Raw genomic sequence first — 17,199 nt, forward strand, 5'->3', positions numbered from 1 at the left:
TGGCATCTCCGGGCTGGGGTGCCGATGCGAACGGGCCGGAGGCGGGAACGGGGTTGGCGGGCCGCCGCGGACCTGCAGGGGGCGGGGCGGCAGGCGCAGGCGTCGTACGATGTCCGTCGGCGAACGGGGCGGGCAGGGGATGGGGCGGATGGCAGGCAGGAAGGTCTGGTCGAAGTCGATACGGTTGGTACCGGGTGCAACTGCCAGTGGGTCGACGCAGAAGGTCGCTGAGGCCTTCCCGAAGGCCTTCATCTACCCGTTCTTCCTGTTCCACATGCTGATGTTCGGCGTCGCCGGCTTTCTCCTGGCTTACGGCGCGCAGGACGCGGCGTTCGTATACCTGCACGGCGGCATCGCGATCATCGTCTACGTGGTGTTCTACCTGGTGATCTTCGGCCGCGACCAGGTGCAGTGGATGTTCATCAACGCCGCGCTCGGGATCGTGGGCATCTACAGCCAGATCGACTGGATCCTCGGCCTGTCCGGGCGCCATGCGCGCGACTATCCGTGGTACCTGCACGTGGTCCCGGTGATCTACTACGTGCTGTACACCTTCCTGCTCCGGCAGTTGGTGCTCGACCTTACCCGCTCGCGCAGTGATCCGGCGCGCAGGCGGCTGGTGGAGGCCGCCTACGTGGTGGTCTCGCTGGCGGTCTACGGACTGGCGCTGTGGAAACGCTGACGGCGTGGCGTCGCGATCACGGATCGCGGATCACCAGCAGCCGCTGTTCGGTCATGTCCTCGATCGCGTAGCGCACGCCCTCGCGGCCCAGGCCCGAGCCCTTGACCCCGCCGTAAGGCATGTTGTCGACGCGGAAGCTCGGCACGTCGCCGACGACCACGCCGCCGACATCCAGCCGGTCCCAGGCGCGCATCGCGTGGGCGAGGCGGCCGGTGAACACGCCGGCCTGCAGGCCGAAATCGCTGTCGTTGACGCGGTCGAGCGCATCGTCGAAGTCGTCGAACGACTCCATTCCCGCAACCGGCCCGAAGGCTTCCTGGCGGTACAGGTCGGAATCGTGCGGCACGTTCTCCAGCAGCGTCGCCGGCAGCATGTTGCCTTCGCGCGCGCCGCCTGCGAGCAGCTTCGCGCCGCCTTTCCGCGCGGCCTTGATCCAGGCTTCCACGCGTTTGGCGGCGTCCTCGTCGATCATCGGGCCGATGAAGGTCTTCTCGTTGCGCGGGTCGCCCATCTCCAGCTTGGCCACCGCCGCCTTGAGCTTGCGTCGCAGCAATGGATAGACATCGGCGTGGGCGAAGATGCGCTGCACGCCGATGCAGCTCTGGCCGGACTGGTAGTAGGCGCCGAAGACGATGCGCTCGACCACGGCGTCCAGGTCCAGCCCCGGGTCGTCGTCGACGATGCACGCCGCGTTGCCGCCCAGTTCCAGCACTACCTTCTTGCGGCCCGCGCGGGCCTTGAGGTCCCAGCCGACCAGGCCGCCGGTGAAGCTGAGCAGGCGGATGCGTTCGTCCTCGACCAGCAGGCCGGCGTCGTCGTTGCTGCAGGGCAGGATCGAGAACGCGCCCTTCGGCAGGTTGGTCTCGGCCAGCACCGCGCCGATGATCAGCGCGCCGACCGGCGTCTTCGCCGCCGGCTTGAGCACGAACGGGCAGCCGGCGGCAATCGCGGGCGCCACTTTGTGCGCGACCAGGTTGAGCGGGAAGTTGAACGGGGTGATGAACGCGCATGGACCCACCGGCACGCGCTTGACCATGCCGCGGTAGCCGCGCGTGCGCTTCGAGATTTCCATGTCGACCACCTCGCCGCCCAGGCGCGTGGCTTCGCCGGCGGCGATGCGGAAGGTGTCGACCAAGCGGGTGACCTCGCCGCGCGCGTCGTGGATCGGCTTGCCGGCCTCGATGCACAGGGCCAGCGCCAGTTCCTCGTGACGTTCGGTGAAGCGGGCGACGCAGTGCTCGAGCACGTCGCGGCGTGCATCGTGGGGGAAGGCGGCCATCGCCGGCGCGGCCTTCGTTGCCGCGGCGATCGCCTTGCGTATCGCGGTCGAATCCGCAAACGCCACGCGCGTGGCGCGCTTGCCCGAGTACTTGTCGAATACCTCGAGGTCGGTATTGGCCGCGACCGGCTTGCCGGCGAGGTAGTAGGGGTAGGTCTTGTTGAGCATCGCGGTCTCCTTGTGCCCACCAGCATCCCGCGCGCGGCGTTAACGCGTCGTGGCAACCCAAGTCTCTCGCAGGAGCGGCGGAAGCCGCGAGGCCTTGCCCGCGCGCCTTCCGTTGCAGCTGCGGAGCCGAGGCAAAAGCTCGCGGCTTCCGCCGCTCCTGCAAAGCAAATACAGGAACGTCAGGACGCGTCGCTGCCTTCGACGCGCACGCGCAGGGCACCGTTGGCCAGCCGCGCCTGGAGGCGGTCGCCAACCCGTGCATCGCCAACGCCGCGCACCACGCGGCCGTCCTCGTGCTGCACGATCGCGTAGCCGCGGGCCACGGTCGCCAGTGGGCTGACCGCTTCCAGCGAGCGTGCCAGTCCGCGCAGGCGCAGCGCGTCGCGCTGCAATTGCCGCGCGACGGCGGCCTGCGGCCGCGGGCGCAAGGTCGCCAGCCGGTCGCGCAGCGCGGCCAGGCGACGCCCCGGCTGCATCGCGCGCAGCACCGCCTCGGCGTGGCGCAGGCGCGCGGTGCGGGCGTCGCTGCGTGCGCGCAGGGCGCGGTCCAGACGCTGCATCGCCGCCTGCTGGCGCGTGCGCAGCTGCTGCAACCGCGCCTGCGGCCGCAGCGCGTTGAGCCGCAGTGCCGTGCGATCGGTGCGCTGCATGGCATCGCGCAGCCCGCGCGCGTGCAGGGCTTGCAGGCGCTGTTGCTGGCCGTGCAGGCGCGTGCGCAGGTCGCTGCGCTCGGGCACCAGCAGTTCGGCGGCCACCGACGGCGTCGGCGCGCGCAGGTCGGCGGCGAAGTCGGCGAGGGTGAAGTCGGTCTCGTGGCCGACCGCCGACACCACCGGCACCGGAGAAGCGGCAATCGCGCGCGCCAACGCTTCGTCGTTGAACGCCCACAGGTCTTCCAGCGAGCCGCCGCCGCGCGCCAGCAGCAGGGCGTCGTAGCGGCCGCTGGCGCCGGCGCGCTGCAGCATCGCCGTGATCTGCGCGGCGGCCGCGTCGCCCTGCACGGGCACGGGCAGTACGTCCACGTCCAGCAGCGGGAAGCGCCGCGCCAGCACGCTGAGCACGTCGCGCACGGCCGCGCCGGACGGCGAGGTCAGTACGCCCAGCCGCCGTACCCAGGCGGGCAGCGGGCGCTTGCGTTCGGGGTCGAACAGGCCCTCGGCCTGCAGTTTCGCCTTCAGTTCCTCGAACGCGCGCCGCAGCGCGCCTTCGCCGGCCTCCTCCAGCGAATCGAGGATCAGCTGGTAGTCGCCGCGCGCCTCGTACAGCGTGAGCCGGCCGCGCGCAAGCACCTGCAGGCCGTTGCGCGGCTCGAAGCGCAGCCACTGGCTCTTGGGCCTGAACAGCGCGCAGCGCACCTGCGCGCGCGCGTCCTTCAGGGTCAGGTAGAGGTGCCCGGACGCCGGCCGTGCCAGGTTGGCGATCTCGCCTTCCACCTGCACCACCGGGAAGGCGTCCTCCAGCAGGCTGCGGGCCAGTGCGTTGAGCTGGCTGGGCGTGAGGACGTTGGCGGCGGGTGCTGGCATGGCCGACAGGATACCCGGCACCCGTCGCAGGCCCTGGAACGTTGTGGGAGCGGCCATGGCCGCTCCCACAGGGGCTTCGCTTCCGCCGGGCCGGCGCCGCATGCGCGGAGCGACTAAAATGGCGCCATGACCGCGATTCCCGCCGACCGTCCCGACACCATCGTCCAGAGCCTGGCCGACTGGTCGTTCGGCCCCGCCCCGCGCAGGCCCACGCGCCAGGTGCGCATCGGCGGCGTGGCCGTGGGCGGCGACGCGCCGGTGGTGGTGCAGTCGATGACCAACACCGACACCGCCGACGTCGCGTCGACGGTGAGGCAGGTCGCCGAGCTGTGGCGCGCCGGCTCGGAACTGGTCCGCATCACCGTCAACAATCCCGAATCCGCCGCCGCCGTGCCGCGCATCGTCGAGAAGCTGGCGATGATGGGCATCGAGGTGCCGGTGATCGGCGACTTCCACTACAACGGCCACCAGCTGCTCGCCAACGAGCCGGCCTGCGCGCAGGCGCTGGCCAAGTACCGGATCAATCCCGGCAACGTCGGCTTCGGCAAGAAGCGCGACACCCAGTTCGCACAGCTGATCGAGTTCGCGCTGCAGTACGACAAGCCGGTGCGCATCGGCGCCAACTGGGGCTCGCTCGACCAGTCGCTGGCGACCCGGCTGATGGACGAGAACGCAAACCGCCCCGAACCCTGGGATGCCGGCCGCGTGCTGCGCGAGGCGCTGATCCGCTCGGCGCTGGATTCGGCCGCGCGCGCGGTGGGCCTGGGCCTGCCGGCCGACCGCATCGTGCTCAGCTGCAAGGTCAGCGGCGTGCAGGAGCTGATCGCGGTCTACCGCGATCTCGCCCGGCGCAGCGACTTCGCCCTGCACCTGGGCCTGACCGAGGCGGGCATCGGCAGCAAGGGCATCGTCGCTTCCAGCGCCGCGCTCAGCGTCCTGATGCAGGAAGGTATCGGCGACACCATCCGCATCTCGCTCACGCCCGAACCCGGCGCGCCGCGTACGCAGGAGGTCGTCGTCGCGCAGGAACTGCTGCAGACGATGGGCCTGCGCGCGTTCACCCCGATGGTCACCGCGTGCCCGGGCTGCGGCCGCACCACATCGGAGTTCTTCCAGGAACTGGCCAAGGTGGTGCAGGAGCACGTGCGCGCGAAGATGCCGGAGTGGAAGGTCACCCATCCCGGTGCCGAGCACATGACGCTGGCGGTGATGGGCTGCGTGGTCAACGGGCCCGGCGAATCGCGGCACGCCGACATCGGCATCTCGCTGCCCGGCACGGGCGAAGCGCCCGCGGCACCGGTGTTCATCGACGGCCAGAAGGCGATGACGCTGCGCGGCGGGAACATCGCGCATGAATTCGTCGACATCGTCGACGACTACGTCGAGCGCCGCTACGGCCGTGCCGCCGAGCCCGCCTGAGCCGGCCGCCGGACGCCCGGCGGCGAGGGAACTGCTGCGCGAAGAGGTCCATGCCGGAGGTTCGCTGCTGCGCCGCCACGGCTGGCGGCTGGTCCTGCTGTTCACCGGGCTTCTGTTGCCGCTGTGGGGGTTCACCGAACTGGCCGACGAAGTGCGCGAAGGCGACGGCTTTCCGTTCGACGCCCCGATCCTGCTGGCCGCCGGCGAGCTCGCGCGCGAGGGCTTCGACCGGCTGTTCCTGCTGTTCTCCGCACTGGGTTATGAATACGGCGTGGTGCCGGTCGACATCGCCCTGGTGCTGCTGCTCGCGCTGCGCCGGCATTATCGCGAGAGCGTGTTCGCCGCGTTCGCCACCGGCGGCTCGGGATTGCTCAACGTCGCGGCCAAGCAGGCCTTCGCACGCGAGCGGCCCAGCCTGTGGGAATCGATCGCGCCGGAGCACAACTACAGTTTCCCCAGCGGCCACGCGATGGGTTCGATGACGCTGGCGATGGTGCTGGTGCTGCTTGCCTGGCCGACGCGCTGGCGCTGGCCGGTGGTCGCCGCGATGCTGGTGTTCGTGCCGATGGTCGGGTTGTCGCGCGTGTACCTGGGCGTGCATTACCCCTCGGACATCCTCGCCGGCTGGGCGGCGGCCTCGGCATGGGCGGTGGGCGTGTACCTGCTGGTGTTCCGCTGGCACGGGCGGCCGTGGCGCAGGGCGGGTTCGCCGGGATAGGGCGGCGCGCTACTGCCGCGGGCAGGCCGCGTCGCCGACGTGTTCGGCGCATACGCGGCGCCGGCATTCGATCCCGGCGACGGTGTTGGCGCGCGGACAGGCACGCAGCTGTTGCTGCACGTCGGGCGAGCGCACGGGCGCGGCGTCATTGCCTTTGCCGCCGAGCGATGCCAGTGCGGCCTGGTTCTCGCTGCGGTTGCGGTTGTCCTCGGCCTCGATCTGCGCGACCAGGGCGTCCATCGACGAGGGGTTCCCCGCGCGGGCCTTGGCCGCGGCCGGTTCGTCCTGCTTGATGATCTGCATCAGCGTGGCCAGCAGGTCGTTCTCCGGCTTCTTCGCGGCCGGGCGTGGAGCGGATCTGCGGTGCGACGCGCTGCTGCGCGACGTGCGCGTCGCCTTCGCCGTGGACGCGGAACGGGCGTCGGCTGCAGCCGGCGTTGCCGCATCGGAGGAGGGCAGGGATTCCAGCGCGTGGCGCGTCTCGGCCATGGCCGGGTCGTCGATGATCACCGCGCCCTGCGGTTGCGCGGCAGGGTCCGGCCGCACGATGGCGCCTTGCGTCGCGGGCGCCGGTTGGCCCATTGTTCCGTCCCCGGCGAATTCCGCGCCGGTGCCGGAGGCAGGCATGCCCGCCGGCCACCGAAGGACGACGAAGGCAACAAGGATGATGCAGCCCAGTGCAAGGATCCACGGCAACCGCCTGCGCCCTGCCGCCCGGACGGGCGCCTGGGGCTTACGGTTTTCCATGTCGGCGAGGATCCGTCCGGCCGGCTGTGCGGCGGGGGCGCTTCCTGCGACCAGGCTGGGGCGATTGGGTCCGCCAGTATTCAAGTGCTTTCCTGCTCTTGCCCGGCATGCGCCGGGGGATGTCCTCGGCCGCATTCTATCGGCTGCCGGGGGGGCGTCAATGGCGGCCGCTGCCGGTTCCCCGCAATGATCGTGGCGGGGATCGCGCTGGCGTGCACCGCCGTGTGCGTGGCCGCGTGGCTGCTGCTGTTCCCGGAAGCGGGGGATGCGTTCGTCGCCGCGTGCCGGCGGATCCTGCGCGCGATCGGCGGTGCCGCCCGCGGCGCGGGACGCCGCGTGGCCGGTGGCGTTGGCGATGCCGGTCGCCGCGTGCAGTCGGGCGGGACGAGTGCCGCAGACGGCTTGCTCCGGCATCGCTGGATCCTGCTGGCGGCGGTGGTGCTGGTGTGCGCGCCGTCGCTGCTGATCCTGTGGTCGCGGCAGCGAGTGGTGTTCGAGGGCTTCCACGGCCAGGACATGGCCGAATCGCGGACGATGATCGCGCAACTGCTGCGCGGCGAGCGCCTGGTGCCGCCACCGGCGCCGCCGCCGGCGGTGTTCAGGACCAGGGAGGTCCTGCGCCTGAAGCCGGAAATCGTGACGGCTGACCGGAAATGGGCGCGCCTGGATCCCGACCTGCAGCAGCGCGTGCTGGCGATCTACCAGGTGATGCGCGAGCGCCACGGCATCGAGATGGTGCTGGTCGAAGGCTACCGCAGCCCCGAGCGCCAGGCCGAACTCCGCCGCGGCGGCCGGGCGACCAACGCCGGCGCGTGGGCGAGCTGCCACCAGTACGGCCTGGCACTCGACAGCGCGCCGCTGCGCGACGGCAAGCTGCAGTGGAACATGTCCGACCCGTCGACCCGCGATGCCTACTTCCTCTACGGCAGGCTCGCGCAGCAGGCCGGGCTGGAGTGGGGCGGCAATTGGCCTTCGCTCAGGGACTACGTGCACGTCGAGCTCAAGGATCGCTGCGTCCAGGCAAAGCGGGAGCGGCGCGCGCGGCTCGCCGGCGACCGCGGGTGATAAAGCCGGGTCAGTCCTGCTATCTTTCCTTTCCGGTCCGGGATGGGCCGGTCGACGGCGGCCGGAGGCAGTGGCGCGCCGCGATCTCAGGGAGCGGAACAGTCATGACGCGTTGGATCATCGGGGCAGGCAGCCGGATCGATCACGGGGAAACGGCCTTCGCCGCCGCCCCTTCCACGAAACTCCAGCGCATGCCGGTGCCCCGCATCGGCCGCCGCACCGTGCGCCGCCTCCAGGGCGCGGCGGCGGAACACGGCGTGGATCGAACGGCATGCGAAGCCATGCCGTCGATGCGAACCAGCAGGTAGGCGGGACCGGGGAGCAGGGAAGGAAGGACTCAGGGAGCGAGGGCGTGAAGCTGGCTGGAATCGGACGCGTGTTGCTGGTCGTGGCGGCGGTCTTCGTCGCGGTCTGGCTGTGCGTGATCCTTTACTGGCGCAGCAGCGGCGCGACGCCTGGCGGCACGCAGATGCTGCTGCTCCTGGGCGTGCTGCCGGTGGGGCTGCTGGGCGGGATCTGGCTGCTGCGCCGTGCCCGTGCTTCGCGTGCCGGCGCGGCGCCGGCGGAGGAACCGAAGGCGGTCGCCGCTGCAAGCGGGGACGAGACGACGTTCGAGGCCACGCCGCCGCTGCACTGCCTCGCCGCCGCGTTGTGGCTGCCGTGCGGCGACGACGCCGGCCAGGTGCTCGCTGCGCTGCCGGCGCCACAGCGGCCGGGCCTGCATCCGAAGTTCCGCGACCGCGACGGGTTGCCCGTCTTCACCGCCCATGTCGAGCGGCTGGAGACCGAAGGCTTCGCCGATACCGTGGCCGCGTCCGCGGAGGCGGGACGGCAGCTCGACCAGGACGAGGAGCGCGTGCGCGCGCTCGCACTGCTGGAACCGGTCGCAACCGAACTTTTCGACGCCGCCGCGCTGCTGCTGCCGCCGCTTCCGGTCGCCGAGGAACGCGTCATTGCCGGGCTGCGTCGTACCGAAGGGCATGACGTCCGGGTCGCGGTGCGCGTCCACGCGCTGCTGCCGATGTCGTGGGAAACGCCCCTGCGGCAGGCCGTGGCGGACTGGCTGCTTGAACTCGCGCTGGCGTCGGGCATCGACCGGCGGCGCATCGTGCTGGACGTGGTGCCGGCCGACGGAGCGGTCACCGCATGGGGCCTGCTCGACGCGATCGCCGGCGGTACCGCCGACGGCGAGGCCTGGCACCTGGTGCTGGCCTGCGACTCGCTGGTCGGCGAACGCAGCGTGCAGCGGCTGATCGCCACCGGGCGCCTGATGGACAGCCGCCGCAGCGAGGGCGTTGTGCCGGGAGAAGGTGCGGCAGGCGTCCTGCTGCGGCCGTCCGTCGCGCCGGAGATCTCAGGTTCCGGACAGGATCCCGCGCAGGCCGTCGCGCTGCACCGAGCCTCCCGCGCGGTACTTGCTGCCGGCATGCAGCCGCGGGCGGCCGCGCGGAGCACCGGCGAACTGATGTCGCTCGCGCTGCGCCGCGCGGATGTCGAAGCCGATGCGGTGGCACTCGTGCTCACCGACGCCGACCAGCGCCCGAGCCGCGCGGTGGAGGCCAGCGCCGGCGCCGCTGCCGCCTGCCCGGAGCTCGATATCTCCACGCAGTGCGGCGCACTCGGCGTGCCCTGCGGTGAGACCGGGCACGTCGCGCCGATCGCGCTGCTCGCGCTCGGCACCGCGCAGGTGCGCGCCTCGATGCAGGCGGTGCTGCTGCTTTCGCTCGGCGCCGGCCTGGAACGCATGGCCGCCGTCATCGCGCCGCAGGCGCCCGAAGACCGATCCCCCGAACAGGCCGGCGACGCGCCGGCCGCAGCGACCTGAAGGACCGCACGACGATGTTCCACAGACTGATGTACTACCTGACCGACTATCGCGTCCTCGCCGCGATCGGCATCGTCGCGGCGGCTGCGCTGATGTACTTCGGCGCCGAGGGGCTGCAGACGATCGGCATCTGGGCGCTGGCGATCATCGTCGTCGTGCTGCTGGTTTGGGGCGTGGTGTGGCTGGTTCGCAGGGTGCTCGCGCGCCGCGCGGCGAAGGGCGTCGAGGAGATGGTCGAGGACGAGGCAGACCGCGCCGTCGCCAGCGCGCAGCCGGCCGCGCGCGCCGATACCGAGGTGCTGCGCGAGCGCATGCTCGAGGCGGTCAAGGCGATCAAGTCCTCGCGCATCGGCATGCTCAAGGGCAAGGCGGCGCTGTACGAGTTGCCGTGGTACGTGATCATCGGCAACCCGGCCGCGGGCAAGAGTTCGGCGATCCTCAACTCCGGGCTGAAGTTCCCGTTCGAGGACAACGGCAGCAACGTCATCCAGGGCATCGGCGGCACCCGCAACTGCGACTGGTACTTCACCACCGAGGGCATCGTGCTCGACACCGCCGGCCGCTACTCGGTCAGCGTCGAGGACCGGCTGGAGTGGCTGACCTTCCTCGACCTGCTGAAGAAGAATCGCGCGCGCGCGCCGATCAACGGCATCATCATCGCCGCCAGCATCGCCGAGCTGTCGGGCAGCAAGCCCGAGTTCGCGATCGAACTGGCCAAGAACCTGCGCCAGCGCGTGCAGGAAATCACCGAACGGCTGGAGGTGTTCGCGCCGGTCTACGTGGTATTCACCAAGGCCGACCTGATCGCCGGGTTCACCGAGTTCTTCCGCAGCCTGGATCCGGCCGAGCGCGAGAACGTGTGGGGCGCGACGCTGCCGTTCGACCCGAAGGCCGACTCCGACGCGCTGGCGAGCTTCGACCGCCACTTCGACGAGCTGTCCGACGGCCTCAAGGAGATGGGGCTGGCGCAGATGGCGATGCAGCGCGGCCGCGAGCTTTCGCCCGGGCTGCTGACGCTGCCGCTGGAATTCCTGGCGATCAAGCCGGCGCTGCGCACGTTCATCGCCACGCTGTTCGAGGAGAACCCGTACCAGTATCCGCCGGTGTTCCGCGGCTTCTACTTCACCAGCGCCCTGCAGGAGGGCAACTCGGTGCACTACGCGTCCGAGCGGGTGGGGCGCGAATTCGGATTGCAGGGGCGGGCGCGGGCGGGCGAGGGCGAGCCTGCCGGGCAGACCGCGCACTTCCTCAAGGACCTGTTCCGCAAGGTCGTGTTCGCCGACCGCCAGCTCGTCCGGCAATACTCCAGCCCGCACGTGACGCGTCGGCGCTACGCGGTGTTCCTCGGCGCGGTGGCCGTGCTGGCCGTGGCGCTTGGGTTGTGGACCTGGTCGTACACCACCAACCGGCAGATGGTGGAGAACACCACCAAGGACCTGCAGCAGGCGGTACAGGTGCAGGAGGGGCGCGTGGACCTCAAGTCGCGGGTCGACGCACTGCTGCTGCTGCAGGACCGCATCGAGCAACTCGCGCGCTACCGCGGCGACCACCCGCTCACCACGCGCATCGGCCTGTACCAGGGCGACCGGATCGAAAACAAGCTGCTGGAAGAGTATTTCTCGGGCATGCGCCAGGTGATGCTTGCGCCTACCCGCGCACGGATCGAAGGCTACCTGGCCGACGTGGTCGCGCACGGCGGCGAGATGTCGCAGTCCGCACCGGCGCAGAAGGATGCGCCGCGCGAGAAGTCGCTCTACGAGGAAGCCTCGCCCACGGATCCGGACGACGCCTACAGCGCGCTCAAGGCCTACCTGATGCTTGCCGACCCGGAAAAGGTGGAGCAGGCCGCGCTCGGCCATCAGCTCACCCGTTTCTGGCGCGGGTGGCTGGACGCCAACCGCGGACAGATGTCGCGCGAGGAAATGGCGCGTGCGGCCGAGAAGCTGATGACGTTCTACGTCGCCCGGTCCGGCGAACAGGCCTGGCCGCGCGTGGACGGCAAGGTGTCGCTGGTGTCCGACGTGCGCGCGGTGCTCAACCAGGCCACCCGCGGCGAGCCGGCGATCAACCGCGTGTTCGCCCAGATCAAGGCGCGCGCCGCGACCCGCTTCGGGCCGGTAACGGTCAACAGCCTGATCGGGGACGAGGCCAACAAGGACGCGATCGCGGGCAGCTACGCGATCTCCGGCGCGTTCTCGCGGCAGGCATGGGAGGACTACGTCAAGGGCGCGATCGACGAGGCCGCGACCACCGAGCTGAGTACCACCGACTGGGTGCTCGACACGACCCAGAGCAGCGACCTGTCGCTGGCCGGCAGCCCGGAGCACATTTCCCGCGAGCTGGCGATGCTCTACAAGAAGGAGTACGCCGAGCAGTGGCAGCGTTTCCTGCAGGGCGTAAGCGTCACCGGCTTCAGCAGCTTCGATGAGGCGGTATCGCGGATGAACAGCATCGGCGACCCGCGCGAGTCGCCGCTGCGCAAGCTGCTGGAGGCGATCAACGAGCAGACCGTGTGGGACAATCCGGTCGCGAGCAACGCGCTGGCCGGCAAGATGAAGAGCGGCTTCGTGGCCTGGTTCCAGCGCGTGATCCTGCGGCGCACGCCGTCGTCGATCCCGGTGCGGATCAATCCCGACACCGGCAAGGCGGAAACACCGCCGATGGGGCCGATCGGCAAGGCCTTCGAGGGCTTCGCGCGGCTGGTCGCGCCGCGCGACGGCAGCGCCGCGCTGATCGACAGCTACTTCGAGGTGCTGGGCAAGCTGCGTACGCGCCTGAACGCGATCAAGACCCAGGGTGATCCCGGTCCCGGCGCGCGCAAGCTGATGCAGGACACGCTGGGCAACGAGGGTTCGGAACTCAATGCGGCGCTGGCGCTGGTCGACGAAGATCTGCTCAACGGCCTCGACGAGGGACAGCGCAAGGCGCTGCGGCCGCTGCTGCTGCGGCCGCTGACCGAAACCTTCTCGGCGCTGGTGCCGCCGGTCGAGGCAGAGGTCAACCGCATCTGGGTGGCGCAGGTGTACCAGCCGTTCGAGGACGGGATCGGCCGCCAGTATCCATTCGACCAGGGAGCGGATGTCGACGCCGCGCCGGCCGATGTCGCGGCGATCTTCGGCTCGTCAGGTGCGGTCGCGGAGTTCAACAAGGATGCGCTGGGTACGCTGGTGATCCAGCGCGGTAACCTGCTGGAGGCCAAGCGCTGGGCGGGCAGCGGCATTACGCTGTCGCCGGAACTGGTCACGCACTACAGCGAGTGGGTGAGCGGCCAGCAGGCAAGCGGGTCCAGCCCGGACAGTACGATTTTCCAGGTGTTGCCGCAGCCGGCCATCGGCGCCATCGAATACACGCTCGAGATCGACGGGCAGACCTTGCGCTATCGCAACACGCCGCCGGCCTGGCAGACCTTCCAGTGGCCCAACCCCGGTGCGGTCCCGGGTGCGAGGCTGGTTGCCGTCACCGGCGACGGCCGCACGGTCGAACTGGTCAACGCACCCGGCGGGAGCGGGGTGTCCCGCCTGATGGGCGCAGCGACCCAGGAAGACCGGGATGAGAGCAGCACCCTGACCTGGGCCCGTGACGGGGTGTCGGTCAGCGTGGTGATGCGGAAGATCCGCTCGCCGGGAAGCGGCAGCGGGGGCAGCGACTGGCAGAATGGACTGCAGCTTCCGGCCACCATCGTCGGCGCGCAGCCGGCGGTTGCCGCGGCGGAACCAGATGGCACGGAGGACGAGGGATGACGCAGGAAACGTCGGTGGCAGTGAGCTATTTCGGCAAGGTGCCTTCGCGCGGCGACTTCGTGCGCACCGTCGACAACCACCAGCTGATGGGCCTGCTCGACCGCTGGGCGGGCAACAGCATCGAACTGCTGAGCAAGAGCCCGGACTGGAAGCGCCTGTACGACGAAGCGCCGGACGTGCACTACGGGTTCATGGGCTCGCGCAGCAAGCTGGTGGTGTGCGGGCACTTCCTGCCCAGCCGCGACGCCTCGCAGCGCCGGTTCCCGCTGCTGTCGGCGATCCGGGTCGAAGTGGCCAATCCGCTCGGCTTCCTCGCGCGCAGCCCGATGGCGCTGTCGCGCGTGTGGAGCGGACTGTCGCGGCGCGCGCGCGAGGCGGTGCAGGCCGAGGATGCCGGTGCGCCGCTGCAGGCGCTGGCCGAGACGCATTGCGAGCTGAGCACCGACCCGGGCGCATATGCCGCACCCTTCGAGGACTTCCTCGAAATGCAGACGATCGGTTCGCTGCAGCGCCTGCTGCGCGAGAGCGGCCACGACGACGTCGTCCTGCGCCGCATGCTGCCGGCCCTGGGCCTGCTGCTGCAGCCGCTGCTGTCCGGCACCGGGGTGAACATCGACAAGGGACTGGAGCTTCCGTTGCCGAAGGATCCGCTGTACCGCCCGCTGGTCGGCGCGTTCTGGCTCGACATGATTGCCGGGTTCATCACCCGCGGCGACTTCGAACTGGCGGTGCTGGTCCGCGACGAGGCGGCGCCGCGGATGATCGTCGGCTTCAACGGCGCCGACCACCAGACGCTGCGCGCGGTGCTGGATCCGTATTTTGCCGAGGAACACCTGATCCGGGTGCACGACGCGGAGTGGGTCGACGAGCACCTGTCCAGCGACTACGGGCTCAACAAGCTTGCCAGCTACGTCGACCGCGACGAACTGTCGCTGAAAGCCGCCCGCAGGATCTTCGGCGAAACCTTCGTGGGAGCATGAGCATGCGTCGCCTGACAATCTTCCTCGTCCTGCTGGCCATGGCGGCCGCGGCCCACGCGCAGTCCGACGCGCAGCCCGTCGTGGCCGAGGGTGTCGTCCCCGACCAGGCCACCAAATCGCTGATCCTGGGCGAACTGCGCGAGCTGTACGGCAGCGAGCGCGTGGTCGACCGGATCCAGGTCGAATCCATTCCAACGCCGCCCAACTGGGGCAAGTACGTGGCTGGCATGCTCACCCCGGGGCTCAAGCGCGTGCACAACGGCAAGCTGGAGGTCGATGGCCAGAGCGTGCGCATCAGCGGCGAGGTCGCCAACGAGGCCCAGCGCCAGCAGGTCGCCAGCGAGCTCAGCCTCGCCAGCAACAGCACCTACACCGTCACCAATGGCCTGGGCATGGGCGACGGCCAGGAGGTGCTGGACGCGACGCTCGGCGACCGCATCATCGAGTTCGAGAGCGGCAGTGCGCGGCTCACCGATGTCGGCCGCGCGATCCTCGACGAAATGGCCGGGAAGATGCGCGGGATGGGCGATGCGCGCGTGCAGGTCATCGGCCACACCGACAACGTCGGCCAGCGCCAGGCCAACATCGCGTTGAGCCAGGCGCGCGCCGAAGCGGTGCGCGCCTACCTGGTCGGCAAGGGCATCGCGCGCGAGAACCTGAGCGTGCTGGGCAAGGGGCCGGACGAACCGGTCGCCGACAACGCAACCGCGGACGGCCGCGCGCGCAACCGGCGCATCCAGTTCCGCGTGCTGTAGCCCCTTGGCCGCGCGGCGCCGTCAGGCGCCGAACGGCTCCTGGCCGGCGTCCACGTCCAGCAGTTCTTCCACCTGGGCGAGCGTGCTGTCGTCCTTGATCACGCGCTTGAGCCACACGTGCAGGGGCATCTCGCCCCAGCGCGCGGCCTTGTCGGCGAGGTAGGCGACCGGGCTGTGCGGCTCGGTGCGGCGGAAGAATTCCGCCACCTGCCGCAGCTGCGCCAGCGCCTGCCGGCGGCTTGCGATCGGGCCGCTGTTCGATGGCGCCTGCGCCGTGCCGCCTTCGCCCGCGGCCTCGATGACGTCGTCGCTCTCGGCACCGGCGTCGCCGTCCACCAGCACGCCCGCTTCGCGCGCAAACCGGCGCACGGTCTTGTGCAGGTGCTCGATCTGGTCGCGCACTGGGGTAAAGCTCGGCCCCTCGGTGCCCAGCCGTGTGTCCACCGATTGCTGCAGTTCCTGCAGCGCGACCGAGCAGTCGGGTACCGCATCGAGCAGGCGGATATAGAACTCGTGCGGAGTGTCGCGCCGCGCGGCTTCCATCACGTCCAGACCCGGCTGGTCGTCGTCCCCGGCCGGCTCGCCGTTGCCGCTGCGCGCGTGTGCGGCCTCGAAGTCGCCCAGCCCGAAATGACCGTGGGCGCTGTGCGTGATCGGCAGCGCACGCAGCCACTGCAGCGCGTTGGACAGCAGCCAGGTGACGTTGCCGATGCGCTCCTCGAAGTCGCCGTCCTCCGCGAGCGGGTGCACGTCGTCCCAGTAGCGGTCGAACAGCCCGGACACGGTGCGGAACCCCAGCGCCACCCCGGAGAAGCCGTGGAGCTGCGCCTGGGCCTCGGTGAACCATGCGGCCAGCCGCAGGTCCTTCGTCCGCGCCTGCAGCAGCTCGCGGCACATCCGCTCGGCGGCAGCCCAGTCCGCGTACTTGATGTCGGTAATCCATTCGCCCTGCTCGAGGGTGGGGTCATCGGCGCGCCTGGCTTCCTGGATCGCGTCGAATTCGGTCGAGAAGGACAGGTCGTCACCGGTGGGTCGTTCGTCGGTGACGGGAGCCAGCAGGTCTTCCAGTTCCAGCATGGCGGTACTCGCAGGTTTTGGTGGATGTGGACTTGGGATTCTACATGCGGGTGCCGGGCCGTCCGGCTGCGGCAGGCCGGGTTTTTTGCTACCTTGCCGGGCAGGAAGAGGCCGCGCCGATGGTGCCCAGGGAAGGCGACCGACGCGCGAAGGGCCTTGTCGAGTCATGGAGTTCGCACGATGCACTCATTGGATGGTGTGCTGGATGGACTGGCGTCACTGGTTGGCATCGACGATGCCACCCGTCTTTACCGGATCGAGCTGCCGCAGGCGACGAACCTGCTGGTGGAGCGTTGGTGCGGGCAAGAGTCGCTGTCGCAGGGGTTCGCATGGTGGGTCGACCTGTTGGCGACCGACGCGACGCTGGACCTGGAGGCCTGGCTGGGCCAGCCGGCCCGGCTGGTCACCCGGCTTGCCGACGGCAGCGACTGCACGCGCAGCGGCCTGGTGCGCGAGGCGGCGTGCCTGGGGACCGACGGCGGCCTGGCGCGCTACCGGATCTGCCTGGTGCCGTGGACATGGCTGCTGACGCAAGGGCGGCACAGCCGGGTGTTCCAGGACCGCAGCGTGGTCGGGATCGTGGAGGCGGTGTTCGCCGACTACGCGCCACTGGCCGCATGGCAGCTGGGCGACGAGGTCGGCCCGTTCCTGGGCGAGCGCGAGCGCAGCTACTGCGTGCAGTACCGCGAGAGCGACTTCGACTTCGTCAGCCGCCTGCTGGCCGAGGAAGGCCTGGGCTGGCGGCTGGAAGAAGATGCCGAAGCCGCCGCCGGACATCGGCTGGTGCTGTTTGCCGACAGCGCGGCGCAGCCGGAGGACGTGCTCTCGGCCGGCGGCGGCGGGATCCGCTTCCATCGCAGCGACGCGACCGAGTCGGCGGACAGCCTGCAGGCCTTCGGCCGGCGGCAGCGGATCGGCGCGGACCGGCTGACGGTCCTGGGCCACGACTACAAGACCGTGCGGGCGAACACGGCGCAACTGCCGCTGCAGGCCGGGTTCGAGCCGCCGTCACCCCTGGAGGCCTACGACCCGGGCGGTGCCTATGCGTTCGCCAGCGCGGCCGAGGCCGATCGTTACGCCGGCCTGATGGCACAGGCGCGCGAGGCGTCGGCTGCAGGCTGGTTCGGGCAAGGCACGGCGCGCAGCTTCCGGGCCGGCACCTGGTTCCGGCTGTCGCAGGCGCCGACGGCGCCGGGCGCGGACGCGCCACCGGCCGAGATC

General features: G+C 70.4%; 14 protein-coding genes. 10 read left to right on the plus strand and 4 right to left on the minus strand.

Annotation, left to right across the window (positions count from 1 at the left end; translation table 11 throughout):
- The first annotated feature begins 148 nt into the window (after positions 1-148).
- Positions 149-682: a hypothetical protein gene (locus tag ABD679_RS13045; RefSeq protein ID WP_344760429.1), complete on the plus strand. Its 534-nt coding sequence runs from the start codon at positions 149-151 to the stop codon at positions 680-682.
- A gap of 16 nt (positions 683-698) precedes the next feature.
- Here the strand turns inward: ABD679_RS13045 and ABD679_RS13050 are convergent, their stop codons facing one another.
- Both ABD679_RS13050 and xseA read right to left on the minus strand, forming a co-directional pair.
- Positions 699-2,129, minus strand: coding sequence for an aldehyde dehydrogenase family protein (locus ABD679_RS13050; protein ID WP_344760430.1), 1,431 nt, complete (start codon positions 2,127-2,129; stop codon positions 699-701).
- Between the two features lie 179 nt (positions 2,130-2,308).
- Positions 2,309-3,652 carry an exodeoxyribonuclease VII large subunit gene (gene xseA, locus ABD679_RS13055; protein WP_344760443.1) on the minus strand — a complete coding sequence of 448 codons (1,344 nt, stop codon included), beginning with the start codon at positions 3,650-3,652 and terminating at the stop codon, positions 2,309-2,311.
- 126 nt (positions 3,653-3,778) lie between these two features.
- Between xseA and ispG the strand changes: the two genes are divergently transcribed.
- Positions 3,779-5,071 carry a flavodoxin-dependent (E)-4-hydroxy-3-methylbut-2-enyl-diphosphate synthase gene (ispG, locus tag ABD679_RS13060; protein WP_486341547.1) on the plus strand — a complete coding sequence of 431 codons (1,293 nt, stop codon included), beginning with the start codon at positions 3,779-3,781 and terminating at the stop codon, positions 5,069-5,071.
- On the plus strand, positions 5,004-5,789 hold the full coding sequence (locus ABD679_RS13065; protein ID WP_344760431.1) for a phosphatase PAP2 family protein: 786 nt from the start codon (positions 5,004-5,006) through the stop codon (positions 5,787-5,789). Before ispG ends, ABD679_RS13065 begins: the two co-directional genes overlap by 68 nt.
- Before the next feature lie 9 nt (positions 5,790-5,798).
- Here the strand turns inward: ABD679_RS13065 and ABD679_RS13070 are convergent, their stop codons facing one another.
- Positions 5,799-6,371, minus strand: coding sequence for a hypothetical protein (locus tag ABD679_RS13070; RefSeq protein ID WP_344760432.1), 573 nt, complete (start codon positions 6,369-6,371; stop codon positions 5,799-5,801).
- Between the two features lie 351 nt (positions 6,372-6,722).
- On the opposite strand from ABD679_RS13070, the gene ABD679_RS13075 reads away from it, so the two are divergent.
- The 6 genes from ABD679_RS13075 to ABD679_RS13100 all read left to right on the plus strand — a co-directional run bounded on the left by ABD679_RS13075 (position 6,723) and on the right by ABD679_RS13100 (position 14,901).
- Positions 6,723-7,601 carry a M15 family metallopeptidase gene (locus tag ABD679_RS13075; RefSeq protein ID WP_344760433.1) on the plus strand — a complete coding sequence of 293 codons (879 nt, stop codon included), beginning with the start codon at positions 6,723-6,725 and terminating at the stop codon, positions 7,599-7,601.
- Between the two features lie 104 nt (positions 7,602-7,705).
- Positions 7,706-7,909 (plus strand): hypothetical protein, encoded by a 204-nt coding sequence (locus ABD679_RS13080; RefSeq protein ID WP_344760434.1) that lies wholly within the window; start codon positions 7,706-7,708, stop codon positions 7,907-7,909.
- Positions 7,910-7,953: 44 nt separating this feature from the next.
- Positions 7,954-9,426 (plus strand): hypothetical protein, encoded by a 1,473-nt coding sequence (locus tag ABD679_RS13085; RefSeq protein ID WP_344760435.1) that lies wholly within the window; start codon positions 7,954-7,956, stop codon positions 9,424-9,426.
- Between the two features lie 14 nt (positions 9,427-9,440).
- Positions 9,441-13,166, plus strand: a complete 3,726-nt coding sequence (tssM, locus tag ABD679_RS13090; RefSeq protein ID WP_344760436.1) for a type VI secretion system membrane subunit TssM — start codon at positions 9,441-9,443, stop codon at positions 13,164-13,166.
- Entirely contained in the window at positions 13,163-14,146 is a 984-nt protein-coding gene (gene tagF / locus ABD679_RS13095; protein ID WP_344760437.1) for a type VI secretion system-associated protein TagF, read from the plus strand. Before tssM ends, tagF begins: the two co-directional genes overlap by 4 nt.
- Before the next feature lie 2 nt (positions 14,147-14,148).
- Positions 14,149-14,901 (plus strand): OmpA family protein, encoded by a 753-nt coding sequence (locus ABD679_RS13100; protein ID WP_344760438.1) that lies wholly within the window; start codon positions 14,149-14,151, stop codon positions 14,899-14,901.
- Positions 14,902-14,922: 21 nt separating this feature from the next.
- On the opposite strand, the gene tssA is transcribed toward ABD679_RS13100, so the two are convergent.
- The gene (gene tssA / locus ABD679_RS13105) at positions 14,923-15,978 is read right to left on the minus strand and encodes a type VI secretion system protein TssA (protein ID WP_344760439.1); all 1,056 of its coding nucleotides are present in this window, start codon (positions 15,976-15,978) and stop codon (positions 14,923-14,925) included.
- A 180-nt stretch (positions 15,979-16,158) separates the two neighbouring features.
- Between tssA and ABD679_RS13110 the strand changes: the two genes are divergently transcribed.
- A partial coding sequence (locus ABD679_RS13110; RefSeq protein ID WP_344760440.1) for a type VI secretion system Vgr family protein occupies positions 16,159-17,199 on the plus strand: 1,041 nt, incomplete at its 3' end.

It is taken from the genome of Luteimonas lutimaris (assembly GCF_039537065.1).
GTDB lineage: Bacteria > Pseudomonadota > Gammaproteobacteria > Xanthomonadales > Xanthomonadaceae > Luteimonas > Luteimonas lutimaris.